We start from the raw sequence: 24908 nt of genomic DNA on the forward strand, positions 1-24908 counted from the left end.
ACTGCAAAGATACTTTATTCTTCCAGTGCGATTGCCTTTAATTTATCAAGATTTAGCGGTTTGCTTAAAAAATCTTTTACCGAAGCGTAAGTTCTCGACTTTGCCTTGTCCTGATGAGCAATTGAAGAACTCGCAATATAAATTATGGCATCTTTCTCGAATTTTTTTTCAATTTCAAGCAGTTCATCTAGAAAGTTCCAGCCATCCATTTCCGGCATTTCGATATCCAAAAGAATAACATCGGGCAGATCTCCGGTTTGAGAAAAATAATCCAAAGCTTTATACCCATTTTCAAAGGCTTTAACCTCACTGAAAAGATTTGTTTTTTCAATTAGTTTTCTAGTGACAAGCTGATAGATAGGATCATCGTCAATTATGTAAATCTTTTTTTGGGGCATTATTAAAATAAATTTTGAAGGTAGTGCCTTCGTTTAACTCACTTTCAACTTTAATCTTACCTTTCATGGTGTCAATCTGGTTCTTTGTGATAAAAAGACCAATTCCTCTTGATTCCGGATTGTTGGTAAAGGTTTTGTACATTCCGAAAAGTTTCTTTCCGTTTTTCTTTAAATCAATACCAATACCGTTGTCTTTTATTTCTAAAACCTGATAATCTCCTTCTGGATAAGCACTCAATTCAATAACCGGTTTTCGTTCCGGATGTTTGTACCGAATTGCATTGGATATAAAGTTAAGTAAAATACTTTCTAAATAGGCAGGATTGAAGTTAACATTAACATTATCGCTAATTAAATTTTTAACGGAGGCCTCATTTTTAATGATTTGATTTCTAAGAACTTCAAGTGTTCGGTTGATGAACTTGTTCAAATTCAGGTTTTCGTTAACAGGATCAATATCCGTTTGAATTGAAACAACATCGTTTAAATTGTCCATTGTTTCATTTAACGCTTCCGAAACGGATTTGAGAAGTCCAAGCATTTCATTTTTTTCTTGTTCATCCTCGCTCATTTCAATTAAATTGATAAGCGACTGAATGTTGCTGGTATGAGAACGGAGGTTGTGTGAAACAATATGGGAAAAATTCAGTAGTCGTTTATTTTGTTCGGTTACCAATTTTAAAGAACTGTTCAGATCCATTTCAAATTGTTTTGACTTGGTGATATCAATCAAAATCCCTCGAAATTTTATCGAACCGCTGCTATCTTGATAAACACTTACAATATCCCTTACCCAAACAATATTTCCGTTTTTGGCAATCATGCGGTATTCGCTGTCAAAGGGTTTTTGTTCACGAGCACATTTAGCACTGTAATCAATTACCCATTCTTTGTCATCCGGATGAAGGTGTTTTCTCCAGAAATAGTCATCGGCTATCCATTCTTCAGGGGTGTAACCAAGAATGTCTACCGATTTTCTACTGACGAAGCTAATTCCGGGTTCTATCGAGTTTCCTTCCCATACCACCCCATCAATACTGTCAATAAGGTCTTTGATTTTTTGTTGTGATTCTAAAATAGTTTTTTCCGCTTCTTTTCTTTGAGAAATATCTTCAACGATAGTAATATGATTGTTTGGTTTTTCGTTTTTTTCCCATAACGGAGAAACGGTAATATTGACCCAAATAATTTTTCCATTTCTATGGTAGTATCTTTTTTCCATGGAATATTGTGAGATTTCACCATTTCGCAAACGTTGCATGTTGTCCAAATCGGCTTGCAGGTCTTCTAAATGGGTGATCATCATAAAATCCATTTTTTTAATTTCATCTTGAGTATATCCGATGAGTTCACAAAACTTGTCATTGGCATCGATGAAATTTCCGGTGAGTGAATTTGTGTGGGAAATACCCAGCCCGGCGTGATCGAAAATAGATTTAAACAAAAATTCGCTTCGGGTTAATTTTAAGGTTTGGGTACGAACCAGTTTTTGAAGTTCAGAAGGTTTCTTAAGCAAGGTTGTTACAAATAATCCACAAAACACACTCAGTAAAAAAGCAATAATTACTACAGGAAGAAACTCTAAAATCAGATACGATTTGTTTCTTGGGATAATATAAAGTTCCCAATCGCCTTCAGGAATGTATACTTTTTGGTATTTTTTTTCTGAAAAATCTGATTTGTTGTCCAGGAAAAATTCTTCTTTATTGGAAATCGGGTTTTTTTTAGAAAGTTGAAAGTAATATTTATCGCCTTTAAAAGTAGTAATACCGGTTGATTTGATAAAGGTTTTCAATTTTAGTATAACCGCTGAAAATCCCCAAAACTTTCCTTTTTTAAATATAGGCAATCGTCCTACAACGCCCAAACCACCTTGTTTCAATTCAACAGGACCGGAAAAATAGATAGATTTGGTCGTAATTGCTCTCAAAGCAGCTTTTCGATGCAACGGGCTGTGAAGAATATCGAAATTGGTTGCCGCTTCATTTCCTTTAAACGGATAGGTATATTTGATAATCCCGTTCGGTACGAGTTGTACAGCATCAATATATTTATAATTGTCTACTAAATGTTTGGCAACTTCTTCAAAATTTTTCGGGTTTCCATTATCGTCTATAGACAAAGCCAGAGTAATGGTAGCTGCATAACTGTTTTTGAGCGTTTGTTCAATATTTTGTTTAACAACGTTCAAGATGTTGGACATATCGTTTTGTTCACTTTCCCGGACCGCCTGATAACGAAAATAAATCGATAAATTAAGAATAGATAGAAGAAGGGTAAAAACAAGTAAGCCCGAAGTTTTAGGGCGTAATAAAAACCAACTATTTAAAGCTGTTATTTTCTTTTCAAGACTCACTTAAATTTGCTTTTAGAATATAAATATAGCTAAAAATCAAATATTTATGATTTATTTAGTGGTTTTATTAAAGGGTAGGTTTTGGGGTAACAATAAAAAAGCTCACCAGTAATGATGAGCTTTTTGTGACCTCGACAGGATTCAAACCTGTAACCTTCTGAGCCGTAATCAGATGCGCTATTCAGTTGCGCCACGAGGCCGTTGTTTAATCGGGTGCAAATATAGGAAGAAATGCGTAACTTGCAAATCAAAATCGAATAAAAATTCAAAAAAAATGTCGTTACAATACTATATACGTGATATTCAGGATTTTCCAAAAGAAGGAATTATTTTTAAAGACATAACCCCATTATTAGCCAGTCCGGAAGCTACAAGAGAATGCTTATCGATGTTAATCAGTAGTTTGGGTGAAAAAAAGATTGATAAAGTGATTGGAGTAGAGAGCAGAGGCTTTTTTTTCGCAACACTCTTGGCGCATGAACTCAATGCGGGATTTGTTCCGGTTCGTAAGCCTAAAAAATTACCCTATTCAACAATTTCTGCTTCTTACGCCTTGGAATATGGTACCGATACACTTGAAATTCATACAGACGCAATTAAAAAAGGCGAGAAAGTACTTATTCATGATGATGTCCTTGCAACCGGAGGAACCGCAAAAGCGGTTTGTGAATTAGTGGAAAAGCTGGGAGGGGAAATCGTGCAGTGCAATTTCCTTATGGAGCTTACATTCCTTAATGGAAGAGAAAAGCTCGAAAACAAAGAGATTTTTGCGGCTTTAACCTATTAATCCAAAGCTCTTGTAGTTACATAATAGCGGTAGGCGATAATTGTTTTTTGCCAGTTTTTGGCTTTGGCTAAGTCCAAACGTTGTTTAGTGAAGCTAGGTAAAATAAGTTTGTTTATTTTGGCTAATATTTTGAACATAAACAGTTTGTTTTCTGCAAAGGTATAAAAAAAGACCGTCTTCAGAGAGACGGTCTTTTGATTTTGATTTTCCGCAGCGTTAAACCATTCAGTTTTGCTTTGGGTGATGATTGATGATTTGCTTTATTAAGCTTTTTTGTCTTTTATAGACGACTTAGTCTTTTCTAACTCAATTTTTGCTTTTTGAAGTTCTTCTTTTGCTTTTTGCATTTCTTCTTTTGCTTTCTGCATTTCTTCACGAAATTTTTCCATTTCAGGCTGTACTTCACGTACACGGATTTTTGCTTTTTCTATTTCAGGACGCATTTCTTCCATGCGTTTTCTGGCTTCCTTCACTTGGATTCTGGCTCCATCAATTGCTTCTTTTCGGATTTTTTCAATTTCTTTTCTTGAGATTACCATGTTTCCATCTTCATCTGAAAAAATGAATGCTCTGGATCCTTTTTCTCCTTTTGGTCCTTTTGGTCCTTTGAAATCGAAAGTGAATGCTTTTCCGAATTCTTCAAAATCCATTTTGCCAAGTACATCTTCGGTTACTTTTTCTCCGTTAATCCAAACCTCTTTTTTGTCGCCATTTTGTTTGATGACAATGTTTTTCTTTACCATTCTTGGAGCTTTTGGTGCCCCTGGAGCATCCGGAACACTTGGAACATCCAAACCATCTGGTGCATCTGGTGCGTCTGGAGGCAGGGGAGGATCAATTCCTAACATATCTGCCCAATCAAAATCACCTTCTTCGTCTCCTTCAACAATTACCTGAACATCTTCACCATCATCATTTAAACGTTTGATGGTTTTGATTTTTGCTAAAGCTTCTCTTGGGCCTCTTCCTCTTGGAGCTCCGAAACCAATTGATCCTTTACCGTTTTGATCCGTTTCTTTGAAGAAATGAATGGGCTGGATAGGCTCGTCACTTGCTACCTGAGTAGTTCCTTTTTTGCCGTCTTTGTCTTTGTAGTCTACTTTAATGGCTGTTATTTCCCCATTGCTGTTTCTTTTTACTTTGGAAACTTTAAGTGTTACACCAGCTTCTTTTTTAATGGTTTCAATGTCTTTTTTGATTTCGGCATCCGATGTATTCTTATCGATTACCATTGAAATTACTTTTAGGTTTTCCTGACGGTTTTCAACTCTTGGTAATGATTTTTCCTGAGCTAACACTTTCATTTGAAACTGGAACATGAAGAAAGCCAATAGCGGTAGTACTACAAAATACTTCCAGGAATTCCTTTTGTTTGATTGATTTGCGTTTAACATAACGATTCGTTTTTTGATTAATGATTGATAAAAAGGATTGGTGATTGCAATACATTGCGATTGCATTGTTACTTTTAATAAGGTTTTCTGATAACTTTTAATATCGTCAATATTTTTGGTTGCCTCTGCATCGGCAATGAATTCAAGGTTTTGTGCAATGGCTTTTTTGTAAAGCCAAACAATTGGGTTAAACCAGAACGCAATACAAAATATTTGTGCGATCATCATATCCCAGGAATGTTTTTGAGCGCTGTGTACCAGTTCGTGTTGGAGAATGTTCTCCAATTCGTCTTCTTTTAAAGTTGAAGAATTGTAAACGATGTAATTAAAAAACGAAAAAGGTGATTGAACTTTTTCAGTATCAATTAAATAGAAGTTGCTGCGGCGAATGGCTTTTGGTTTGTCAATCAACTGTTTGATGGCAAAGCAATCAATGAAAAATTTAATCAGAAATATGCTGATTCCAATTCCGTAAATAGCAGCCAAAACCAAAAACCAGTTAATTTCAAAACTTGGTTCTGCAATTGGAGCGATCGGTGCATAATCGGTCGACAAAGAAGCTTCATTATAATTGTAAACAACCGGCTCGGGATCTACCCAAATTACTTTCGTATAGGTAATAAATGGCATAACCATAGAGGTAACCAATCCTGCGAGTAAAAACCAGCGGTTCGAATTGAAAAACGTTTCTTTTCGAAGGAAAATAAGGTAAGCGAGATAGAAAATTCCCATCAGGGCACTTACTTTTAGCAGATAAATCCCAAAAGCTTCCATAGGCTTTATTTTTTCTGTTCAATCATTTCTAAAATTTCACGTAATTCTTTGGCACTGATTTTCTCTTCTTTGGCGAAAAAGGAAACCATGCTTTTATAGGAGTTATTGAAATAATTTTCAATAGCAACATTCATAAATCCTTTGCGGTAATCTTCTTTGGAAACGATAGGGTAGTACTGGTGCGTGTTCCCGAAGGCATTGTGCGCCACGTAACCTTTCTCTTCCAAATTGCGGATTATCGTAGAAAGTGTGTTGTAATGTGGTTGATCTTCAGTGATTTCAGCCAAAACTTCTTTTACGAATGCTTTTTGCAGCTTCCATAAAATGTGCATTACTTCTTCTTCTTTGTTGGTTAACTTTTGCATGATCTGTTCTTTTTATTATTTGGGCGTTACCACAAGGGTCGGGTTATTCGCTGTATCTTTTTCAATTGGTCATTTCGAGAGCCTCAATGTCCAATTAAAAAAGGATGCCGCTGCTACCCCTAACGCGGGCTTTCATTCAAGCACAGAACAAACGTACAACTATATTTTTAGTTATGCAACTATTTTTGTAGTTTAATAACGAAATTTATAGTTTTGTTAACAGATTTGGAAAATGTAAATTTAGGTAAAGTGTTTAAAATTAAAAAGTTAATTGTTTTCCTGCGCTAATAATTTTTGAAGATAAAAACATAAGAGTACAGCAAAAAAACCAAGTGAGCCCATGAAAAACCAGTTAGCCTGATAGCCTTTAATGTCAACAATTTCCAAACCAATGTTTGAACTTAGGATGTGAGCCAAACTATAAGCCATTGTAAAAATAGCCATATATCGGCCTTCATGCCCTTTAGGAGCACGGCTCATTGCAAACGAATTGGAAAAAGGGAAGGCAAACATTTCGCCAAAACTCATAAAAATCATCATAACAACCAGAATTCCCGACCAGAAATTTATAAGCAATAAATACATACTTATAGTCATGGCAATCAGTCCATAGGTTACTATTTTGACTTTGTCAATTTGTTTGCGTTCAACATAACTTACTACGGCCATTTCAGAAAAGAAAATTATCAGTCCGTTAAGCATCAAGAGTAATCCGCTTTGAAACTCTGTCAAATTAAACTGTTCCCTGTGATATAAAGGAAGCGTTGTAAAAAGCTGGAAAAATAAAATTCCGCTCACCATACAAATAAAAAGGAATATCCAGAAAGGGGTATCTTTAAATACAGATTTGTTTTTGTGCAAATCGACCAATTCTTTGTGAACCACTTCTTTTTTTTTCTCTTTTACTAACAGCCAAAACAGACTAATCGCAATAATACAAGTAGCTCCATCCACCCAAAACATTCCTTTATAGCCACCTGTCATAATAATAAGTCCTCCAAGTGCCGGACCGGCTGCAAATCCTAAATTAATAGCCAGTCTTACCAGTGTTAGAGCCCTTGTTCTGTTTTCCGGTTTTGCATAGACACTCAAAGAAACAAACATAGCCGGACGAAACATATCGGCGATAACCATAATGGAGAACATTGCAATACAAAGTCCTGTGAAACTGGTTATGTATTGTAATAGGATGAATGAAATTCCGCTGGTAAACAAACTGAAAATCATAATCCTATAAAAACCTATTTTATCGGATAATTTACCACCAAGCCAGGAACCAATCATTGATCCAACCCCAAAACAAACCAAAACCCATTTCACCTGATCGTAGGAATAATCAAGGTCTTCCTTTAAGTATTTCGAAAGAAAAGGAAGCACCATCGTTCCAGCGCGATTGATAAAGGTGATTATGGTAAGTATCCATATCTCTCTGGAAAAACCCTTGAAATTACTAAGGTATCGGTTAAAGGCGTTTAAAAGCATGGGAAGGGATTATTTAAGTGCAAAGGTACAAACTCCACAGATTTTAAAGTTACAGTTTTGTTCGGCTTCCTGTTAAATTGTTGTGAATTTTTTTACATTAAAAATTAATTACTTTTGCAGTAAAATAGTTTCTGATGAAAAAGGTAATCTTGGCAATTTTATTTCCGGCAATAGCAACTGCTCAATGTACTGAAACAAGTTCAAAAGCATTTCAAAATCAATTAAATAAAGAATATGCCGATGAAAAAGAAAGCCCCTTAAAAAAAGAAGACTTAGCTCATTTTAAAGCATTGGATTTTTTTGAGGTTAACATGAATTATTGTGTAGAAGCACATTTGGTTGAAACTCCAAAAGAAAAGCCTTTTGCGATGAAAACCTCGGGAGCAAGAACCCCGATGTATGTTAAATACGGGGAATTACATTTTACTTTGGATGGAAAAAAGTGCAAACTGAACCTTTACAGAAACATCGAACTTTCTAAAAAAGAGCAATTTAAAAACCATTTGTTTTTACCTTTTACAGATTTGACCAGTGGGGTTGAAAGTTACGGAGGAGGTCGTTACATAGATTTGGAAGCTACCGATAAAGAAACCATGACCATCGATTTTAATCAGGCGTATAATCCGTATTGTGCTTATAATGAAGGGTATTCATGTCCGATTCCTCCAAAAGAGAACGATTTACCGGTTGAAATAAAAGCAGGGGTGAAGAAATTTCATGATTAATTTTTAATATAACCATATAAGCCATATAAGTTTTAAGTAAAGCGAATTATTATTTTTTTGAACATTAATTATGTAAGTTTTAAGATAATGATTAATCATGTTTTATAAACTCTTATATGACTTATATGGTAAATAAATTAGTAAAATGAAGTTTAACATTCATACTCACAAAAGCACTAGTCAAGAAAGCGTTTTGGAAATTGTCAATCAGTATCCGAATGAATTTGATGATTCCGTGACTTATTTTTCTATTGGAATTCATCCGTGGTATATTAATATGGATAAAACGGATGACTATTTGAATATCATCGAGGAGAAATTGCAATATCAAAACTGTCTCGCTTTAGGAGAATGCGGATTGGACAAACGAATCGAAACACCTTTGGAAATTCAGACAGAAATTTTCGAAAAACAATTGCATCTAGCGATAAAATACCAAAAACCTGTAATTTTGCACTGCGTTTCTGCGTATCAGGAAGTAATCGAAATTAAAAAACGATTAAAAATTGAAGTTCCGATGGTAATTCACGGTTTTTCAAAAAATTGGCAAGTGGCCAAATCGCTGCTGGATAATGGGTTTTATTTGTCTTTTGGAAAATATCTGCTCAGAAATCCCGAATTGGCATCAGTATTTGATCAAGTTCCTGAAAATAGGTTCTTTTTAGAAACCGACACGATCGAAGAAAGCATCCAAGATGTTTATATAAAAGCTACATCGATAAAAAATAAAGATGTGGAACAGATTATCGAAGATAATTTTAAGTTAGTTTTTAACCTGTAATGCAGACCGGTTTTTCGACCGGAATCACATTACACAAAATGTTTTAAAATGGCAGAATGGACCGAAAGAGCCGAATTATTATTTAAAAAAGAAGGATTAGAAAAACTGAAAAATTCCAACGTGATGGTTGTGGGAATGGGAGGAGTAGGTTCTTTCGCAGCAGAATTTATTGCACGCGCAGGAGTTGGAAAAATGACTATTGTGGATGGCGACGTGGTGGATATTACCAATATTAATCGTCAGCTTCCGGCTTTACATTCCACAGTTGGAGCGCCGAAAGTAAAAATTGTTGGAGATCGATTGATGGACATCAATCCAGAATTGGAACTTACTCGAATTGAAGAGTTTTTATCTCCGGAAAGAGCTTTCGAATTAGTAACTCCGGAATACGATTATGTATTGGATTGTATCGATAGTATTACCCCAAAATTGAATTTGATTGTCGCTGCCAAACGCAAAAAAGTAAAAATCATCAGCAATATGGGAGCAGGAGGAAAGGTGCTTGCCAGTAAAGTTGTTGTAAAAGATATCAAGAAAACAGATGTTTGTCCTTTGGCTAAAACGATTCGTAAACGCTTGAAAAAAGAAGGAATTACAAGTGGTGTAAAAGCCGTATTCTCTTTAGAAAAACCAGACGAAAGCAGTCTTAAAATGACAGACGGAACAAACTTTAAAAAATCGTTTTTCGGAACCAACAGCTGGATGCCAGCTCTATTCGGATTGCACACAGCAGAAACTGTGGTACGTTATCTTTTAGAAAAAGAATAATTGCTGATAGTTATAAAAAGAAAAGTCCCGATACCGGGACTTTTTTTATTGAATTGTTTTTGTTGAATCGATAACTACTGTTTTAATCTCGATTGGTTTTACTTTTGCGAGAATCGGGATGTATATTTCGGTAACCCATTTAGATGGTCGCGGAGTGTCTTTGGTTCCTAATTTGTATACTTCAATGTATTTTCCAGCCGGATTTTCTTTCCAATGTTTTTTAGCAATTTCAGCATAGGCTTTGTCCCAAGCTTCCTTACTGTGTGAATAATCACCTTTTAAAGTTGTTTTCAAGGCAAGGTATGAATAGAATTTTCCGCCTTCTGTATCGCTGCCTTCCGAAGTAAAAATTTCCTGTTCAATCGGTAAACATATTGAGAAAGAAACATTCCCTTTTGCTTGATCATATTTGTCATAAATCGCAAAAGGTGAGCCTGTTACGGTAATGTTATTCTCTGTAGTGAATTTCGTAAGTTGTCTTAGCATGATTGCCATATTTTTAGACAATTTTGGAATTTCGCAAGTGATTGACTGTTTAATGTAGTTGACACCTGTTTTGGTTACCAATCCGTTAACTTCTACCGAGTAAGTTTTCAATTCTTTTACCAGTAGATTGTCTATGTTTTCCAATCCTTTTTCAAACATTGGAGCCAGCATGTTTTCGGTACCGCCTTTAAAGAAGGAGAAAAATTTCATCATGAAATTCATTTTCCCTTTCATTCTCCAACTTACTTTTGTTCCGTTTGCCACTTTTTGAAAACCCCAGATGATATCATTCGGTTCATTGTCTTCAAAATAGATTTTCTGGAAAAGACTGTCGTTTTCAATTATTTTAACGGTTTTCATTTTCCCGTTTCCGTCTTTTCCTTTCCATGAATAAGCGGCGCCTAAACCTTTGGTTTTTTCGGAATAAGTATATTGAATGGATTTATCTTCTTCAGCCCAAGGTCCCCAATCCTGCCAGTTTTTGTATTCATCTACATAGTTGTATAAAACATTTTGTGGCAAATTGATGACTTTACTTCTTTGTATATCAAATTCACTGGCTTGTGTAGCGATATATACTGAAAGTGCAATCGAAAAAAGGAATATAAGGAGGAATATATATTTTATGATACGCATAATTTTGTGGCCTAATTATGTTGATTTCCCAAATATACTATATTTATTCTTTTAAGAAGGTTTTGATTACGAATAAAATTCCTATAAAAAGTAAAAAGAAAAATAATACCCATAAACTTCCCTTGTAATGTATTTTGTGAAGCGCCAAATCTTTTCTGTAAACGTAAATCATTACACTAACAAAGGCTATTACAAAAAAGAGCGCAAAGTACAACTGTCCTGTTGAAAACATAGTTTGAAAAATTTATACAAAATTAGTTGATAGAATTATCTTTTTGCCTAATTTCCAAAACAAATTTTTAAGATTATGCAGAAACAGATAAACTCAGTACAAGAATTCCACGAAGCTTTTGGTTTAGGAGTGAATTTTTCTCCCAAAGGCGATTTAGGAGAACAGAAAAACATGCTTCGTTTTAACCTGATGAAAGAAGAAAATGAAGAATATCTTGAAGCGGTACAAAACAACGATATTGTTGAAATTGCAGATGCTTTAGGCGATATGCTTTACATATTGTGCGGCACAATTTTAGAGCATGGATTGCAACATAAAATAGAGGAAGTGTTCGATGAAATCCAGCGCAGCAACATGAGTAAGTTAGGCGAAGACGGAAAACCGATTTATCGTGAAGACGGGAAAGTAATGAAAGGGCCTAATTATTTTAAACCAAATTTTGAAGAAATCTTAAGATAAAAAAATCCCGATTTAATCGGGATTTTTTTATTTATACTTTTACGGTCCAACCGAATGTGTCATCGGTTAGTTTGTACTGAATATTTGTGAGCTTTTCTTTGATGTTAGCGGCAAATGTATTCTCTAATATAGGCAATTCATAATAATTATCCTGATAAGAGAATCCAGCAATAGGGTTAACAACTGCTGCAGTTCCTGCACCAAATATTTCTTTTAAAGTACCATTTTTGGCAGCTTCTACAATTTCGGAAACCAAAACCGGACGTACTTCAACATTGATTCCGATGCTTGGAGCTAATTCCACAATACTTTTACGTGTTACTCCATCTAAAATTCTTTCACTGGTTGGCGCAGTGTAAAGTGTATCATTAATACGGAAGAAAACGTTCATTGTTCCGGCTTCTTCTAATTTAGCGTGTGTAGCATCGTCGGTCCAGATAATTTGCTGGAATCCTTTTTCGTTGGCTAATTTGGTCGGATAAAACTGTGCAGAATAATTTCCTGCTGCTTTTGCTGCTCCGATTCCACCGTTAGCGGCACGGCTGTAATGATCTGCGATAACTACTCGTACTTCGCCTGAATAATAGGCTTTAGCAGGAGAAAGAATAACACAAAATCGGTATTGGTTTGAAGGAGAGGCAATTACACCGTGACCGGTAGCAATCATAAAAGGACGGATGTACAAAGTATTTCCTTTTCCTTTTTTTACCCAATCTTTCTCAATTTCAAGTAATTTGTGCAAACCTCCTAAGAAAACTTCTTCAGGAACTTCTGGCATTGCCAAACGAACTGCCGATTTGTTAAAACGGTCAAAATTCTGATCCGGACGGAATAACCACACATCGTCGTTTGCATCTTTGTAGGCTTTCATACCTTCAAAAATTGCCTGACCGTAATGAAATACTCTTGAAGAAGGATCCATGGTGAATGGTTCGTAAGGTTTGATTTCTGGTTGTTCCCAAACCCCGTCGTTGTAGTCACAAACCAGCATGTGGTCTGTAAAAATGTTTCCGAAAGTTAAGTGATCAAAATCAACGGAATTGATCTTACTTTCTTTTACAGTAACAATTTTAATGTTACCCGTTGTTGTTAATTCCATTTAATTAAAATTAATGTGTCGTAACAATAACGTGTTGATTATCAGTTAGTATAAAGCTTTTTCTGCTGATAAATGAACAAGTTGTGTCATTGCAAATCTAGTAAAAAAACGTCCGCATTTTAACACTTAAGAAAAAATAACAGATTTGCTTATGTAAGTACTAATTTGTTCTATAATTCTCAATAAAAGCAGGTTTTTTGTTAGATTATGTTAGGTGTATTAAAAAAAATATAATGTCGATTTTACATTCAGATTAAATTTGTTTCTTTGGAAAATCTATTAAAAATCGAAATACACTAACAAATGAAGAAAATTTTACTATTAGGATTATCAATTGCCTTATTCAGTTGCAACAAAAAGCAGGAAGAAGCTAAAAATGAACCTGTTGCTGCAAAAGTGGATTACGCTGTTTTTGGTGATAGTATTACCGATGCTGAAGCTTTAACCAGTGCCGAAATGATCGCAAAATTCAAAGATTTAAAAGAAGAAGATACTTTAAAAGTGAAATTCAAATCTAAAATCAATGGGGTTTGCCAGAAAAAAGGTTGCTGGATGACTTTGGATTTAGGGGAAGAAAAAGAAGCATTCGTTAAATTTAAAGATTATGCTTTTTTTGTTCCGATGAATGCAACTAACCAGGATGCTGTTGTAAGCGGAAAAGCTTTTGTTAGTGTGGAAACGGTAGACGAGCAGAAACATTATGCAAAAGATGCCGGAAAATCACAAGCGGCAATTGACAGCATCACGCAGCCAAAAGTTACTTATTCTTTTATGGCTGACGGTGTTTTAATCAGTAAATAATGAAAAGGTTAGTTTTAGTTTTTATTGCTTCGTTATTTATTTTTTCTTGTAATAAGAAGGAAGAAGTAAAAATCGAAGAGAAAACAACTGCAAAAAAGGAAAAGCAGTTTGAAATGTATGAGATGTCGGAAATGGCAGCTTTGATGGAACAAATGTATGTAGACAATCAGCGTTTGAAAGAGCGAATCAAAAAAGGCGACACTATTGGTAAGTTTCCTTCACATTTTATGAAAATCCATAGTGCCGTAATGACCGACAAGCAGGAAAACGATGCGTTTTTCAAAGAACAGGCCGCCAATTTTATTAAGGCTCAGGAACTTATCTATAAAGATCCTGCAAATGCCAAAGAACATTATAATAATGGGGTAGATGCCTGCTTGAAATGCCATGAAGTTAAATGCGGCGGGCCAATTCCAAGGATAAAAAAACTTTATATAGAATAAATTGAAACGTAAAATTATACAAACGGCTGACGGTTCTTCGTCTTTATTGGTCGAAGATTGGGGAGAAACCTATCATTCCAAGCACGGAGCCATACAGGAAGCCAAACATGTATTCATACAAAACGGACTGTCACTTTTTAAGGAGCAGTCCGTTGCTGTTTTAGAGATTGGTTTCGGAACTGGTTTAAATGCTTTTATTACTTTTTTAGAAGCTGAAAATATGAAACAATCAATTGATTATGTTGGAGTAGAAGCCTTTCCGGTTAAGGAAGAAGAAGTTGAAAAACTGAATTACGTTTCGCAACTTGAAGCTAATCAGTTCAATAGAGAATTTTTATTGATGCATTCTTGTGAATGGTCAGTAAAAATGGGTGTTTCGGAGTATTTCAGTTTAACAAAAAGACAACAATACTTTAACGAAATAGATGACAAAAATCGATTTGATTTGATTTACTTTGATGCGTTCGGATTTCAGTATCAACCTGAGTTGTGGAGTACTGAGATTTTTAAAATAATGTTCGAAGCATTAAAGGAAAATGGAGTGCTTGTCACCTATGCTTGTCGCGGTCCAATAAAAAAAGCAATGAAAGAAGCAGGGTTTGTAACTGAAAAGCTTAAAGGGCCTCCAGGGAAGCGTGAAATGCTTAGAGCGTTAAAAAAATAGATTGATTCTTCAATTATGTTAAAAATTTGAATTTTATTTTCAATGTTAATAAATAATTAAACAATAATTAAACAATAATTAAACAATAATTAAAAAAATATAAAATTAATTTATAAATTTACTATACGTTCTTATCCCTATTAAACCAAATTTTTGTCAAATATGTCAAGAAACATGTATACTTACACCAAGTCTATTTTAGAACGAGTAAGTTTCGACCCAATATTGTTTTGTAAAGAATTAGAAAAAGCGATTAAGTTGTTGTTACCCTATGAAATTGAACAGCTAACCGAATGGCTTCTAAATTTTACAAAAGAGAAACCAGAATTAAGACAATGTTTAATTTACGTAAATCAATAAAAAAAGGAGCTTAAAAGCTCCTTTTTTTATTGATTATTTTTTAGATATAAATTATAAAAGTGTAAGTTTTTAACGAATATTGTGTAAGATTTGTGTTTTTTGTCGACTTTTTATGTGTTTAAACGATAATTTTTTATTTTTTTTCTTGGTGGTAAAAATGTTTTTACATACTTTTACTTAACGTTCTTACTGAGTAAAACAATAATACAAGATTGATTATGCCGCGAATGATTTATGATTACACAAAATCGGTACTTGAAAGAGTGAGCTTTGATCCTTTGCTTTTTATGAAAGAATTAAGAAAAGCAATTAAGAATTTGTTGCCTTACGAATTAGAGCAGTTAACTAAATGGTTAAGGTATTTTACTTCGGAAAAACCAGAATTGCAACAGTGTTTGATTCTGATTAAAGATAATTAATAACCCTACTAAAACTTAACTAACTAACCCAAAAAGGAGCTTAAAGCTCCTTTTTATTTTTTGGTAATGGGCTTACTATTTGAACATTATGGAAAGCAATTGCTCCTTTTACCACACCGGAAATTGTATTTCTTAAAGCATCGATAATGTGCATTTTTAATTCCTTTTTAGGAAAAATCAAGCTTACTTCTCGTGCGGGTTTTGGTTCTTTAAAATGACGAAGTTTAGTTTTGTCTTTTTCATTCAAATCTAGAGTATGAAGATATGGAAGTAGTGTAAAACCTAATCCTTCATCGGCTAATTTTACTAAAGTTTCAAAACTTCCGCTTTCAATCTGAAAATGATTCACACGTGTTTGATTGGCATTTTTACATAAATTTAAAATACCATCTCTAAAGCAATGCCCGTCTTGTAAAAGCAGAACATTTTCCAAATCAAGATCGTCAACTTCAATTTCTTCTTTGGTGTAATTTTGATGATTCTCAGGGAAATAGCCAACAAAAGGTTCGTAATAAAGTACGACTTCTTTAATGGATTTCTCTTCAAGCGGAGTTGCGGCAATAGCTGCATCAAGCTGTCCGTTATTGAGTCTTCGGATGATTTCTTCCGTGGTTAATTCCTCTATTATTAAATTGATTTTCGGATACTTCTTAACAAAATTGTTCAAAAACATTGGTAGTAACGTTGGCATTACCGTTGGAATGATTCCGATTTTAAATTCTCCTCCAAAATATCCTTTTTGCTGATCGACTATATCTTTGATCCTGTCCGACTCATTTACAATGTTTTTGGCTTGAGAAACAATTTTCTCACCAATTTCAGTTAATTGAATTGGCTTTTTACTTCGATCAAAAATTAGTATATCAAGTTCTTCTTCAAGCTTTTGGATCTGCATGCTTAATGTTGGTTGGGTAACAAAACATTTCTCTGCAGCCAAAGTGAAATTTTTATGTTCGGCAACCGCTAAAACGTAATAAAGCTGTGTAATGGTCATGGTATAGAAAATTTTGATAAAAATATAAAATCTATCAATTCCATTTATAGTTTTCAGGTTAAATATTCGATAATTTTGTAGTAAAGAAATTATAAAAACACAATCATATGAAAAACAATAGTTTAGGATTACCGGTAAAACAAACTCAGGTTTTGGTAGCAGAATTGAATATCTTATTGGCAAATTTTCAGATTTATTATCAAAATTTAAGAGGCCTTCATTGGAATATCAGAGGAAAGCGTTTCTTCGATCTTCATTTAAAATTTGAAGAACTTTACAACGACAGCCAATTAAAAATTGACCTGATTGCTGAGCGCGTTCTTACTTTAGGCGGAACTCCGCTGCATTCTTTTGAAGACTATGTCAAAAACAAAAAAATCAAGGTAGGAAAGAATATTTCCAATGATGAAGAAGCAATTCAGCTCATTATTTCTTCTTTGACTGAATTACTGAAAATTGAACGTGTTATTTTAAAACAATCTGCAGAAATTGACGACGAAGGAACCAATTCCATGATGAGCGATTTTATTAAAGAACAGGAAAAAACAATCTGGATGATGAAAGCCTGGATGGAAGAAGAAATATAACCTAATGTTAAATTTAAGGCAGAAATATTAAAATAATCCTAATATGTTTTCTGCCTTATTTTAATTTTTTACTTTCGCGAAATGAAATTTTTGGTAAACATAGTATTGTTCCTGTTTATTACTTTCCTTGCAACTCCAACTATTGTGAGTTTTATCGAGAGTGATACCGATACATCTATTGTTTACAGTTTTTCTGAAGAGGAAGTTCATAAAGAAATCAAAGAGATTCCTGCAAAATTGGAAAATATACTTCAGGTTCCTACTTTGGTGCTTACTTCAAAAACTTCTGTAATTAACTTTGAAAACCTTCAGAAACACGATAATGTTTTTGAAGAGATTTTTTCACCTCCACCCGAATTGATATAATATAATTTGAAATCATTAATTTGATTATCAGTCAGGTATCTTTTGGTACTTGAAGTATTAATTGTATTATATTTTATCGGGTTATGACAAAAAAAACAAATATTTTTGGCAGCCTAAAATCAGATTTTGCTTCTGGTTTGGTTGTTTTTCTGGTGGCTTTGCCTTTATGTTTAGGTATTGCAATGGCATCAGGTGCGCCCTTATTCTCGGGAATTATTGCAGGGGTTATTGGTGGAATTGTTGTGGGATATTTTAGTAAATCTCATGTAAGTGTTTCAGGGCCGGCTGCCGGTTTAACAGCTATTGTTTTAACGGCTATTACAGATTTTGGAGCATTTAATATTTTCCTAACGGCAGTATTTTTTGCCGGTTTCATTCAATTGGCTTTAGGTTTTCTGAAAGCCGGAAGTATTTCCAATTATTTCCCAACCAATGTTATTGAAGGAATGCTGGCCGGTATCGGTGTAATAATTATTCTTAAACAATTGCCTCATGCTGTTGGGTATGATGCAGATTTTGAGGGAGATGAAGCTTTTACACAAGTAGATGGAGGTAATACTTTTTCCTCTTTATTAGGTGCCTTTGATTACATTCAATTTGGCGCGGTTATTATAACGATCGTATCCTTAGTTATATTGATTGCATGGGATAGAGTACCTGCATTAAAAAAGATGAAACTTGTTCCAGGTGCTTTGGTAGCTGTTGTTTTAGGAGTAATTTTAAACGAGCTGTTTATTGCCAGCGGAAGCACATTGGCTATTAGAAAAGAACACTTGGTTTCTTTACCGGTTGCAGCTTCCTTCGAAGATTTCAAAAGCATTTTCCTGTTTCCGGATTTTTCAGCCATAACAAATTCTAAAGTTTGGGTTGTAGCTTTTACCATAGCAATTGTTGCTTCAATTGAAAGTTTGTTGTGCATTGAAGCGGCTGATCGTCTGGATCCTCAAAAAAGATATTCAGATACTAATAACGAGCTTAAAGCTCAGGGAATTGGTAACATTGTAAGTTCTCTTTTGGGAGGTTTGCCAATGACTTCGGTTGTGGTAAGAACATCTGCCAATGTAAACGCCGGAGCTAAGTCAAAAATGTCTGCCATTATTCACGGAGTTTTATTACTTATCAGTGTTTTGGCAATTCCGTTTATTTTGAATAAAATTCCTTTGGCAACTTTGGCGGCAGTTTTACTTATGGTAGGCTATAAATTAGCAAAACCAGCTACGATTATGCACTTCTGGGAAAAAGGGAAGTATCAGTTTGCGCCTTTTATTGCAACACTTCTGGCTGTGGTTTTTCTGGATTTGTTAAAAGGTGTGGCATTAGGTATGATTATCAGTATCATCTTTATTTTGAGAGGTAATTTAAAAAGAGCTTATTATTTCAGAAAAGAAGAATATGAAAGCGGAGACGTAATCCACATCGATTTAGCTCAGGAAGTTTCGTTTTTAAATAAAGCAGCTATTAAATTGACTTTGAGTAATTTACCGGAAGATTCCAAAGTGGTTATCAATGCTTCGGACACGGTATATATAGCGCACGACGTTATTGATTTGATTAAAGAGTTTAAACAGATTAATGCTGTAGAGAAAAATATCGATGTTACGTTGATCGGTTTTAAGGAAGCTTACGAATTGGATAATACACAATACGAGAATAATCATGTATTTATGGAGCATGATGCTTTGATCAAATACCGAAACAATTCGATTTCTTCGCATAAAGCTGCAATTGAAGAATTAACCACGAATTAGAAAATACTTAAAAAAAATAAAAAAACATTTATAAAAAATAAATTTCATGAGAACTTTAAATAAAGAATTACAGTCACAAATAAGCCCAAGAAAAGCATTAGAACTTTTAAAAGAAGGAAACAGTCGTTTTGTAAACAATTTAAAACTACACCGCAATTTATTGGAACAGGTTAACGACACGCGTGATGGTCAATGGCCTTTTGCAACAATTTTGAGTTGTATTGACAGCCGAACTTCTGCGGAATTAATTTTCGATCAGGGATTAGGTGATATTTTTTCTATTCGAATTGCAGGTAATGTTGCCAATACAGATATTTTAGGAAGTATGGAATTTGCTTGTAAAGTGGCTGGTTCTAAGTTAATTGTTGTTTTAGGACATTCCAAATGTGGTGCTGTTAAGGGAGCTTGCGACCACGTAGAAATGGGTAATTTAACGGAATTATTATCTAAAATTCAGCCTGCTGTTTATGAAGAGCAGCAAACCACTGGGGAAAGAAGTTCCAAAAATGGTCAGTTTGTGGAAAATGTAGCTGAGATTAATGTGAAACGTACAGTGAAATCAGTTATCCAAAGAAGTTATATTTTGGAGCAAATGATTGAAAATGGTGAAATTGGTATCATTGGCGGAATGCACAATATTGAAACTGGAACCGTAGAGTTTTACCCTGAAACTGAATTTATCAAAGACGAATTAAACCCTGAATTGAACTTAAAAGAACTGGTAAAATAGTTTTTTCTGTTTTTTGAATTACTTTTGTTGTCACAACATAATAGTATGAGCGATTTTTATAAAAAGATTTTAGACAACAATAAAAAGTGGGTTGAAGAAAAGTTAGCCGTTGACAATGATTACTTTAAAGATTTAGCAAAAGGCCAACAGCCCCCTTTATTATGGATCGGATGTTCAGACAGCCGTGTTCCTGCGAATGAAATTATTGGTGCGGCACCTGGCGAAGTTTTTGTACACAGAAACATTGCCAACATGGTGGTTCATAGTGATATGAACATGTTAAGTGTTTTAGATTATGCTGTTAACGCCTTAAAAATAAAGCACATTATTGTTTGCGGGCATTACGGTTGTGGTGGTGTAAAAGCTGCTATGGGTAATGATTCCATCGGGATTATCGACAACTGGATTCGTCATATTAAAGATGTTTACAGGTTTCACAAACAGGAATTGGATGCTATTTCAGATGAAAACGAACGATTCAACAAGTTTGTGGAAATCAATGTAAAAGAACAGGTTTTTGATTTGGCAAAAACATCAATTGTACAGAATGCCTGGAAAAATGGTCAGGAATTATGTTTACACGGTTGGGTTTACGGTTTAAATTCCGGATATGTAACTGATCTGAATGTAAACATCGATTCGAATGATCAATTGGATGAAGTATATCAGTTGAAGTTCTAAACTTTGAAAATAAAAAATCCGCTTTAAGCGGATTTTTTATTTTATCAGGTATCAGAATCTAAATTTTCATTAAAAGCAGAAGGTAAAAGCTGCGGTATGAATTTAATTAGTATCGGCAGTAATAATCCACCTCCGGGTAAAAGAAAGATGGTAAGGGAAGGCACTGTTTTGCAGATGTCCAAAAGCTGTTTTTTTACTTTTTTCTTTTCTTTGGCGTCCAAATCTCTTGTTGTAGAAAGCGCTAAGAGTTTCATTAACTCACCACTTTGGGAAAGTTCTTTAATAAGACGATTTTTGTTACGTGTAATCAAGACCACAACGTTTTGCGTAGCTTGATCGTAAAAATGCTTAACTGGATTGGAATATTTAAAATAAGGAATTTCTTTTTTGTATTTGAGGATAAAATCGTCAATTGATTCGATGCTCTGGATGGCATAACCTCTGTCAATTTCCAGTAAATCAGAAAGTTTGAATAAAAAATCGCTTTCCTTTTGCTCGATAACCCCGTCGCTCCACATTGCCATTCCAGCCATATCCAGCAAATAATTCTTTTCCAGATTAGATGCAAAATATTCTAATTCAAGCATTTCCAAATTCTCAATATTGATTTTTGAAAACTTTGTATAACGAACCGAAGATTCAAAAAGCTTGATTAGTAAATCATCATAATTCGATTTGACGGTTTTGGTTTTTAAGGCCAAGGATACAATACTAATGATGTTTTCTTCCAGCTTTTTCAGGTAATTTACTGGGATTTCTTTATGTAAAAGATACTGACGAAACGCAAGCACATCCATAAAAAGCAAAGCATTGGTAAGAATATGCGAAAAATTTTTACTGATGATGTTGTCGTTGGTTTGTACTCGTTCGTCAATCATTTCTTCCAAACGATGACTCGCAGAAGCCTCGGGTAGCATTTTTTTCAACAAAGTAAAACCTTCTGGGTTCATCTGCTTGTAAAAACCGTTGGCTTTTTCAATAAATTCTTTTGGATTTCCTTCGTGGGTAATTAGGCCAAAAACACCATAAAGCGTATTAAGAAGTGCTACTTTTGTACTTTCCTGATTGGTCCAGCCTTTAGCATCGATTGGTTTATCTACGTCAAATTCGACTGTATGTCCATAAATAAAACCGGTATTTCTAACATTTTGATAAAACTCCTTCGAGTAGATAACAACAGGTAAGGGCGAAGGCTGCTGCTCCGCAAAAAATTTGTCGATCCATCCGTTTGTAGAAGGGTTAATCATCGTTGTGAATTATACTGCAAAGCTATAGCATTTTGAGTATCGAATACAAACTTAGTGTTAAGTTTTATACTGTTAAGACCTCGATTTTTTGTTTGCTGTGCAGTATTCTATAATTTCTTGTATTCTTTTATTTCTTGTTTCCTCACGCTTGGCATGATTAAGCCAATAAAGATAACTCTTACGATAGGTGAAACTGAAATTCGTGAAATTTTCAAGGGCTTTGATGTTTTTATTAAAAGCATCCTGTAAATCTTGTGGAATGATTAAATCCTCTACATGATCAAGCGAAGTCCAGGATCCGTTTTGTTTGGCAATTTCAATTTTCGCCAATCCGCTTTCGTGCATCAAATTCTCAGCGATGAGTTTTTCAATGTAATTTTTGTTGACTTTACTCCAAACGCTTTTGTCTTTTCTGGGGGTAAAGGTTTGCTTTCGTTTGTCATCACCAATTTTTCTTACTGTAGAATCAATCCAACCGTAGCAAAGTGCCACCTGAACGGCTTCTTCCCATCTCATGCTTTGAAAATCACTACCAACTTTATAAAAAACTAAATCAATTCCTTTGGATGAATTATGGTTTTCATGCAACCAGTTACGCCATTCCTCGGAATTTTTAAAATAATGAAGCTCTTTTTCTTTCATGAAAAGTTATCGGATGATTGCTGTACATGCTACACGTCCACCTGCATTTCCCGTTGGTTGTGTGGTAAAATCGTCTTGTCCTTTATGAACGATAATTGCTTTACCTATAACATCTTTGGTCTCATCTCCACAGCCAATACACCACTGGTCGGTTGTTAAGGAAATTTTTCCGTTACCGCTGGCATCTGCTGTAAAGTTTCCTATATCTCCTTTATGGTATTCGCCTTCTCCCCAACGACCGTGTTTTTTGAAGGTAGGGTTCCAGTGTCCTCCGGCAGAAGCAGCATCAGTTGCAGAACAATCTGCTTTTTCATGGATATGTATGGCGTGCACTCCAGGAGTTAATCCGGAAATATTTGCCGTGAAAGTAACCTTTCCATTTTTTTCTGAAAATACAACTGTACCGGCTGTATTTGTTCCGCTTTTTGGTTCTAAAGCAATCTTAAGTTCGTTGGGTTTGCTTTCTGTTTTGGTTTTGCAGCCCACTGATAATGCCAATATTCCGAATGAAAACAAGATGATTTTTTTCATGATTCTTTTTCTTTCAAATTTACAGAAATTTTAGAGGTTTTGATTGTTAAAAAAGCATAAAAAAAAACCGCCCCTGTATTTGACTACAAGAGCGGCTTTTAAACAAACTAAACCAAAATTTTATTGCTTGGTTTAAAAGCAATAAGCGTTCTCTGCTACTAATTTCGAAGCGATAGTTTCACGTAAAGCAACTACATTAGGCATATTTGTATATTTTGTAAAACGGCGTAATCCCATTAACATCATGCGTTGTTCGTCGCCTTCAGCAAAAGAAACAATTCCTTCTTTTCCTTTCTGAGCGATAATGTCAACTGCGTGATATAAGTACAATTGCGCCATTGCGATTTGTTCTTTCACATTAGCTTCACCTTTAGATTTTGCTAATTTTTCAGTTCTTAAAATTGCAGATTCCGCCATGTAAATTTCAATTAGCATATCGGCAGCGGCCATTAATAACTGTTGATGAGCTTCTAAATCCGGGCCATATTTTTGTACTGCGGAACCGGCTACCATTAAGAATGCTTTTTTCAGTTTCCCGATTAATTCTTTTTCTTCGGAAAACAATTCTGAATAATCTGGAGTCTCGAAAGATGGAATTCCCATCAATTCTTCTGCAACTTTCATTGCCGGACCTAATAAATCCACGTGGCCTTTCATTGCTTTTTTGATCAACATTCCTACGGAAAGCATACGGTTGATTTCATTAGTACCTTCGTAAATACGTGCGATACGAGCATCTCTCCAAGCTGATTCCATTGGTGTGTCTTCAGAGAATCCCATACCACCGAAGATCTGGATTCCTTCATCGGAACAATTTTGAATATCTTCAGAAACTGCAACTTTTAGGATAGAACACTCGATAGCAAATTCTTCAACACCTTTTAGTTCAGCTTCCTGATGTGAATTTCCTTCAGCCACACGAGCATTGATTCTTTCTTCAATACTTCCACCAGCTCTATAAGAAGCACTTTCCCCAGCATAAGCTGAAGCAGCCATTTCTGCTAATTTTGAACGGATAGCGCCAAAGTTTGCAATTGGTGTGTTGAACTGCATTCTTTCCGTAGCATATTTTACAGCACCTGTGATGGTTCTTCTTTGAGCATCCAAACAAGCTGCTGCTAATTTGATACGACCAACGTTTAAGGCGTTCATCGCGATTTTGAAACCTTCTCCACGACCAGCCAACATGTTTTCTGCAGGTACAACAGTGTCGCTAAAGAAAACCTGACGGGTAGAAGAGGAGCGGATTCCTAATTTGTGCTCTTCCTCACCTAAAGTGATTCCGTTTGGATTTGCAGGATCATATTCTACGATGAAACCGGTAATGTTTTTATCGTCTTCGATTCTAGCGAAAACAATCATTAAGTGACAGAAACCTGCGTTGGAAATCCACATTTTCTGACCGTTGATTTTGTATGATTTACCGTCAGCAGAAAGTTCTGCTTTGGTTTTTCCTGAATTTGCATCCGAACCAGCTCCCGGCTCAGTCAAACAGTACGAACCAAACCATTCTCCAGTTGCTAATTTCGGAACGTATTTTTTCTTTTGTTCTTCGGTACCGTATAAAGTAATTGGCATAGTACCAATTCCTGTGTGCGCACCGAATGCTGTTGAGAAAGAACCTGTTGCTCCGGAAATGTAATCACAAGTAAGCATCGTATTTACGAAGCCCATGCCTAAACCACCGTATTCTTCCGGAACGGCTACACCTAAGAAACCTAGCTCTCCGGCTTTTTTCATACACTCTTCAGTGTAGGCATAATCTTTTTTCTCAAATTTATCTTTGTGAGCCCATAATTCTTTGTCTACGAATTCTTTAACAGAATCACGCATCATAATTTGCTCTTCGTTGAAATCTTCCGGTGTGAAAATGTTTTCTGATTTTGTTTCCTTAACCAAAAACTGTCCACCTCTTGTAATATCTTCCATAGTTATACTATTTTAAATTTTGAA

Annotated in this window: 28 protein-coding genes and 1 tRNA gene; 15 read left to right on the plus strand and 14 right to left on the minus strand. The window is 34.9% G+C overall.

Going from position 1 to position 24908, the window contains the following annotated elements; genetic code table 11:
* Positions 1 to 14: 14 nt before the first annotated feature.
* The 3 genes from LZZ90_RS11285 to LZZ90_RS11295 form a co-directional block, all read right to left on the minus strand.
* Complete coding sequence (locus LZZ90_RS11285; RefSeq protein ID WP_237790805.1) at positions 15 to 398, minus strand: response regulator; 384 nt, start codon at positions 396 to 398, stop codon at positions 15 to 17.
* Complete coding sequence (locus LZZ90_RS11290; protein ID WP_237790806.1) at positions 370 to 2601, minus strand: PAS domain S-box protein; 2232 nt, start codon at positions 2599 to 2601, stop codon at positions 370 to 372. The genes LZZ90_RS11285 and LZZ90_RS11290 overlap by 29 nt, the downstream gene beginning before the upstream one ends.
* A gap of 279 nt (positions 2602 to 2880) precedes the next feature.
* A tRNA-Arg gene (locus tag LZZ90_RS11295) sits at positions 2881 to 2954 on the minus strand.
* Positions 2955 to 3028: 74 nt separating this feature from the next.
* Between LZZ90_RS11295 and LZZ90_RS11300 the strand changes: the two genes are divergently transcribed.
* Positions 3029 to 3541 carry an adenine phosphoribosyltransferase gene (locus tag LZZ90_RS11300; RefSeq protein WP_237790807.1) on the plus strand — a complete coding sequence of 171 codons (513 nt, stop codon included), beginning with the start codon at positions 3029 to 3031 and terminating at the stop codon, positions 3539 to 3541.
* Here LZZ90_RS11300 and LZZ90_RS11305 read toward each other — a convergent pair.
* The 4 genes from LZZ90_RS11305 to LZZ90_RS11320 all read right to left on the minus strand — a co-directional run bounded on the left by LZZ90_RS11305 (position 3538) and on the right by LZZ90_RS11320 (position 7556).
* Positions 3538 to 3678 (minus strand): SsrA-binding protein, encoded by a 141-nt coding sequence (locus LZZ90_RS11305; protein WP_237790808.1) that lies wholly within the window; start codon positions 3676 to 3678, stop codon positions 3538 to 3540. The two genes, LZZ90_RS11300 and LZZ90_RS11305, sit on opposite strands and share 4 nt — an antisense overlap.
* Before the next feature lie 126 nt (positions 3679 to 3804).
* The gene (locus LZZ90_RS11310) at positions 3805 to 5709 is read right to left on the minus strand and encodes a M56 family metallopeptidase (protein ID WP_237790809.1); all 1905 of its coding nucleotides are present in this window, start codon (positions 5707 to 5709) and stop codon (positions 3805 to 3807) included.
* A gap of 5 nt (positions 5710 to 5714) precedes the next feature.
* Entirely contained in the window at positions 5715 to 6074 is a 360-nt protein-coding gene (locus tag LZZ90_RS11315; protein ID WP_237790810.1) for a BlaI/MecI/CopY family transcriptional regulator, read from the minus strand.
* A gap of 267 nt (positions 6075 to 6341) precedes the next feature.
* Positions 6342 to 7556: an MFS transporter gene (locus LZZ90_RS11320; RefSeq protein WP_237790811.1), complete on the minus strand. Its 1215-nt coding sequence runs from the start codon at positions 7554 to 7556 to the stop codon at positions 6342 to 6344.
* A 134-nt stretch (positions 7557 to 7690) separates the two neighbouring features.
* On the opposite strand from LZZ90_RS11320, the gene LZZ90_RS11325 reads away from it, so the two are divergent.
* From LZZ90_RS11325 to LZZ90_RS11335, 3 genes are all read left to right on the plus strand, one after another.
* The gene (locus tag LZZ90_RS11325) at positions 7691 to 8281 is read left to right on the plus strand and encodes a DUF1684 domain-containing protein (RefSeq protein WP_237790812.1); all 591 of its coding nucleotides are present in this window, start codon (positions 7691 to 7693) and stop codon (positions 8279 to 8281) included.
* Between the two features lie 145 nt (positions 8282 to 8426).
* On the plus strand, positions 8427 to 9062 hold the full coding sequence (locus LZZ90_RS11330; RefSeq protein ID WP_237790813.1) for a TatD family hydrolase: 636 nt from the start codon (positions 8427 to 8429) through the stop codon (positions 9060 to 9062).
* Positions 9063 to 9110: 48 nt separating this feature from the next.
* Complete coding sequence (locus LZZ90_RS11335; protein ID WP_237790814.1) at positions 9111 to 9830, plus strand: ThiF family adenylyltransferase; 720 nt, start codon at positions 9111 to 9113, stop codon at positions 9828 to 9830.
* A 45-nt stretch (positions 9831 to 9875) separates the two neighbouring features.
* Here the strand turns inward: LZZ90_RS11335 and LZZ90_RS11340 are convergent, their stop codons facing one another.
* A complete protein-coding gene (locus LZZ90_RS11340; RefSeq protein WP_237790815.1) occupies positions 9876 to 10952 on the minus strand; it encodes a GyrI-like domain-containing protein in 1077 nt (358 codons plus the stop codon).
* A gap of 307 nt (positions 10953 to 11259) precedes the next feature.
* On the opposite strand from LZZ90_RS11340, the gene LZZ90_RS11350 reads away from it, so the two are divergent.
* Positions 11260 to 11643, plus strand: a complete 384-nt coding sequence (locus tag LZZ90_RS11350) for a nucleoside triphosphate pyrophosphohydrolase family protein (protein ID WP_237790817.1) — start codon at positions 11260 to 11262, stop codon at positions 11641 to 11643.
* 31 nt (positions 11644 to 11674) lie between these two features.
* Here the strand turns inward: LZZ90_RS11350 and LZZ90_RS11355 are convergent, their stop codons facing one another.
* Positions 11675 to 12742, minus strand: a complete 1068-nt coding sequence (locus LZZ90_RS11355) for a branched-chain amino acid aminotransferase (protein WP_237790818.1) — start codon at positions 12740 to 12742, stop codon at positions 11675 to 11677.
* A gap of 303 nt (positions 12743 to 13045) precedes the next feature.
* Here LZZ90_RS11355 and LZZ90_RS11360 point away from each other — a divergent pair, with 303 nt between their 5' ends.
* From LZZ90_RS11360 to LZZ90_RS11380, 5 genes are all read left to right on the plus strand, one after another.
* The gene (locus LZZ90_RS11360) at positions 13046 to 13543 is read left to right on the plus strand and encodes a DUF4920 domain-containing protein (protein WP_237790819.1); all 498 of its coding nucleotides are present in this window, start codon (positions 13046 to 13048) and stop codon (positions 13541 to 13543) included.
* Entirely contained in the window at positions 13543 to 13986 is a 444-nt protein-coding gene (locus LZZ90_RS11365) for a hypothetical protein (protein WP_237790820.1), read from the plus strand. Before LZZ90_RS11360 ends, LZZ90_RS11365 begins: the two co-directional genes overlap by 1 nt.
* 1 nt (position 13987) lies before the next feature.
* Entirely contained in the window at positions 13988 to 14650 is a 663-nt protein-coding gene (gene mnmD, locus LZZ90_RS11370) for a tRNA (5-methylaminomethyl-2-thiouridine)(34)-methyltransferase MnmD (protein WP_237790821.1), read from the plus strand.
* Between the two features lie 162 nt (positions 14651 to 14812).
* On the plus strand, positions 14813 to 15010 hold the full coding sequence (locus LZZ90_RS11375) for a hypothetical protein (protein WP_237790822.1): 198 nt from the start codon (positions 14813 to 14815) through the stop codon (positions 15008 to 15010).
* Positions 15011 to 15228: 218 nt separating this feature from the next.
* On the plus strand, positions 15229 to 15429 hold the full coding sequence (locus LZZ90_RS11380; protein WP_237790823.1) for a hypothetical protein: 201 nt from the start codon (positions 15229 to 15231) through the stop codon (positions 15427 to 15429).
* Positions 15430 to 15469: 40 nt separating this feature from the next.
* Here LZZ90_RS11380 and LZZ90_RS11385 read toward each other — a convergent pair whose 3' ends face one another.
* On the minus strand, positions 15470 to 16423 hold the full coding sequence (locus tag LZZ90_RS11385; RefSeq protein WP_237790824.1) for a LysR substrate-binding domain-containing protein: 954 nt from the start codon (positions 16421 to 16423) through the stop codon (positions 15470 to 15472).
* A gap of 107 nt (positions 16424 to 16530) precedes the next feature.
* Here LZZ90_RS11385 and LZZ90_RS11390 point away from each other — a divergent pair, with 107 nt between their 5' ends.
* From LZZ90_RS11390 to can, 5 genes are all read left to right on the plus strand, one after another.
* Positions 16531 to 17010: a Dps family protein gene (locus LZZ90_RS11390; protein ID WP_237790825.1), complete on the plus strand. Its 480-nt coding sequence runs from the start codon at positions 16531 to 16533 to the stop codon at positions 17008 to 17010.
* 81 nt (positions 17011 to 17091) lie between these two features.
* A complete protein-coding gene (locus LZZ90_RS11395) occupies positions 17092 to 17376 on the plus strand; it encodes a hypothetical protein (protein ID WP_237790826.1) in 285 nt (94 codons plus the stop codon).
* Positions 17377 to 17459: 83 nt separating this feature from the next.
* Positions 17460 to 19124, plus strand: a complete 1665-nt coding sequence (locus LZZ90_RS11400) for a SulP family inorganic anion transporter (protein WP_237790827.1) — start codon at positions 17460 to 17462, stop codon at positions 19122 to 19124.
* A gap of 46 nt (positions 19125 to 19170) precedes the next feature.
* Entirely contained in the window at positions 19171 to 19854 is a 684-nt protein-coding gene (locus LZZ90_RS11405) for a carbonic anhydrase family protein (protein ID WP_237790828.1), read from the plus strand.
* Between the two features lie 45 nt (positions 19855 to 19899).
* A complete protein-coding gene (gene can, locus LZZ90_RS11410) occupies positions 19900 to 20535 on the plus strand; it encodes a carbonate dehydratase (RefSeq protein ID WP_237790829.1) in 636 nt (211 codons plus the stop codon).
* Positions 20536 to 20579: 44 nt separating this feature from the next.
* Here the strand turns inward: can and LZZ90_RS11415 are convergent, their stop codons facing one another.
* The 4 genes from LZZ90_RS11415 to LZZ90_RS11430 all read right to left on the minus strand — a co-directional run bounded on the left by LZZ90_RS11415 (position 20580) and on the right by LZZ90_RS11430 (position 24884).
* Positions 20580 to 21782 (minus strand): LETM1-related biofilm-associated protein, encoded by a 1203-nt coding sequence (locus LZZ90_RS11415; RefSeq protein WP_237790830.1) that lies wholly within the window; start codon positions 21780 to 21782, stop codon positions 20580 to 20582.
* 72 nt (positions 21783 to 21854) lie between these two features.
* Positions 21855 to 22424, minus strand: a complete 570-nt coding sequence (locus LZZ90_RS11420; RefSeq protein ID WP_237790831.1) for a YdeI family protein — start codon at positions 22422 to 22424, stop codon at positions 21855 to 21857.
* Between the two features lie 6 nt (positions 22425 to 22430).
* Positions 22431 to 22955, minus strand: coding sequence for a superoxide dismutase family protein (locus LZZ90_RS11425; RefSeq protein WP_237790832.1), 525 nt, complete (start codon positions 22953 to 22955; stop codon positions 22431 to 22433).
* A 132-nt stretch (positions 22956 to 23087) separates the two neighbouring features.
* Positions 23088 to 24884 (minus strand): acyl-CoA dehydrogenase family protein, encoded by a 1797-nt coding sequence (locus LZZ90_RS11430; RefSeq protein ID WP_237790833.1) that lies wholly within the window; start codon positions 24882 to 24884, stop codon positions 23088 to 23090.
* Positions 24885 to 24908: the final 24 nt, after the last annotated feature.

The sequence above is a fragment of the Flavobacterium sp. SM15 genome (assembly GCF_022012335.1).
Classification (GTDB): domain Bacteria; phylum Bacteroidota; class Bacteroidia; order Flavobacteriales; family Flavobacteriaceae; genus Flavobacterium.

What these genes read in the sequence shown, in the direction of transcription:
- LZZ90_RS11285 (WP_237790805.1), bottom strand. Translation starts at nt 398, where the DNA reads ATGCCCCAAAAAAAGATTTACATAATTGACGATGATCCTATCTATCAG.
- LZZ90_RS11290 (WP_237790806.1), bottom strand. Translation starts at nt 2,601, where the DNA reads ATGTCCAACATCTTGAACGTTGTTAAACAAAATATTGAACAAACGCTC.
- LZZ90_RS11300 (WP_237790807.1), top strand. Translation starts at nt 3,029, where the DNA reads ATGTCGTTACAATACTATATACGTGATATTCAGGATTTTCCAAAAGAA.
- LZZ90_RS11305 (WP_237790808.1), bottom strand. Translation starts at nt 3,678, where the DNA reads ATGTTCAAAATATTAGCCAAAATAAACAAACTTATTTTACCTAGCTTC.
- LZZ90_RS11310 (WP_237790809.1), bottom strand. Translation starts at nt 5,709, where the DNA reads ATGGAAGCTTTTGGGATTTATCTGCTAAAAGTAAGTGCCCTGATGGGA.
- LZZ90_RS11315 (WP_237790810.1), bottom strand. Translation starts at nt 6,074, where the DNA reads ATGCAAAAGTTAACCAACAAAGAAGAAGAAGTAATGCACATTTTATGG.
- LZZ90_RS11320 (WP_237790811.1), bottom strand. Translation starts at nt 7,556, where the DNA reads ATGCTTTTAAACGCCTTTAACCGATACCTTAGTAATTTCAAGGGTTTT.
- LZZ90_RS11325 (WP_237790812.1), top strand. Translation starts at nt 7,691, where the DNA reads ATGAAAAAGGTAATCTTGGCAATTTTATTTCCGGCAATAGCAACTGCT.
- LZZ90_RS11330 (WP_237790813.1), top strand. Translation starts at nt 8,427, where the DNA reads ATGAAGTTTAACATTCATACTCACAAAAGCACTAGTCAAGAAAGCGTT.
- LZZ90_RS11335 (WP_237790814.1), top strand. Translation starts at nt 9,111, where the DNA reads ATGGCAGAATGGACCGAAAGAGCCGAATTATTATTTAAAAAAGAAGGA.
- LZZ90_RS11340 (WP_237790815.1), bottom strand. Translation starts at nt 10,952, where the DNA reads ATGCGTATCATAAAATATATATTCCTCCTTATATTCCTTTTTTCGATT.
- LZZ90_RS11350 (WP_237790817.1), top strand. Translation starts at nt 11,260, where the DNA reads ATGCAGAAACAGATAAACTCAGTACAAGAATTCCACGAAGCTTTTGGT.
- LZZ90_RS11355 (WP_237790818.1), bottom strand. Translation starts at nt 12,742, where the DNA reads ATGGAATTAACAACAACGGGTAACATTAAAATTGTTACTGTAAAAGAA.
- LZZ90_RS11360 (WP_237790819.1), top strand. Translation starts at nt 13,046, where the DNA reads ATGAAGAAAATTTTACTATTAGGATTATCAATTGCCTTATTCAGTTGC.
- LZZ90_RS11365 (WP_237790820.1), top strand. Translation starts at nt 13,543, where the DNA reads ATGAAAAGGTTAGTTTTAGTTTTTATTGCTTCGTTATTTATTTTTTCT.
- LZZ90_RS11375 (WP_237790822.1), top strand. Translation starts at nt 14,813, where the DNA reads ATGTCAAGAAACATGTATACTTACACCAAGTCTATTTTAGAACGAGTA.
- LZZ90_RS11380 (WP_237790823.1), top strand. Translation starts at nt 15,229, where the DNA reads ATGCCGCGAATGATTTATGATTACACAAAATCGGTACTTGAAAGAGTG.
- LZZ90_RS11385 (WP_237790824.1), bottom strand. Translation starts at nt 16,423, where the DNA reads ATGACCATTACACAGCTTTATTACGTTTTAGCGGTTGCCGAACATAAA.
- LZZ90_RS11390 (WP_237790825.1), top strand. Translation starts at nt 16,531, where the DNA reads ATGAAAAACAATAGTTTAGGATTACCGGTAAAACAAACTCAGGTTTTG.
- LZZ90_RS11395 (WP_237790826.1), top strand. Translation starts at nt 17,092, where the DNA reads ATGAAATTTTTGGTAAACATAGTATTGTTCCTGTTTATTACTTTCCTT.
- LZZ90_RS11400 (WP_237790827.1), top strand. Translation starts at nt 17,460, where the DNA reads ATGACAAAAAAAACAAATATTTTTGGCAGCCTAAAATCAGATTTTGCT.
- LZZ90_RS11405 (WP_237790828.1), top strand. Translation starts at nt 19,171, where the DNA reads ATGAGAACTTTAAATAAAGAATTACAGTCACAAATAAGCCCAAGAAAA.
- can (WP_237790829.1), top strand. Translation starts at nt 19,900, where the DNA reads ATGAGCGATTTTTATAAAAAGATTTTAGACAACAATAAAAAGTGGGTT.
- LZZ90_RS11415 (WP_237790830.1), bottom strand. Translation starts at nt 21,782, where the DNA reads ATGATTAACCCTTCTACAAACGGATGGATCGACAAATTTTTTGCGGAG.
- LZZ90_RS11420 (WP_237790831.1), bottom strand. Translation starts at nt 22,424, where the DNA reads ATGAAAGAAAAAGAGCTTCATTATTTTAAAAATTCCGAGGAATGGCGT.
- LZZ90_RS11425 (WP_237790832.1), bottom strand. Translation starts at nt 22,955, where the DNA reads ATGAAAAAAATCATCTTGTTTTCATTCGGAATATTGGCATTATCAGTG.
- LZZ90_RS11430 (WP_237790833.1), bottom strand. Translation starts at nt 24,884, where the DNA reads ATGGAAGATATTACAAGAGGTGGACAGTTTTTGGTTAAGGAAACAAAA.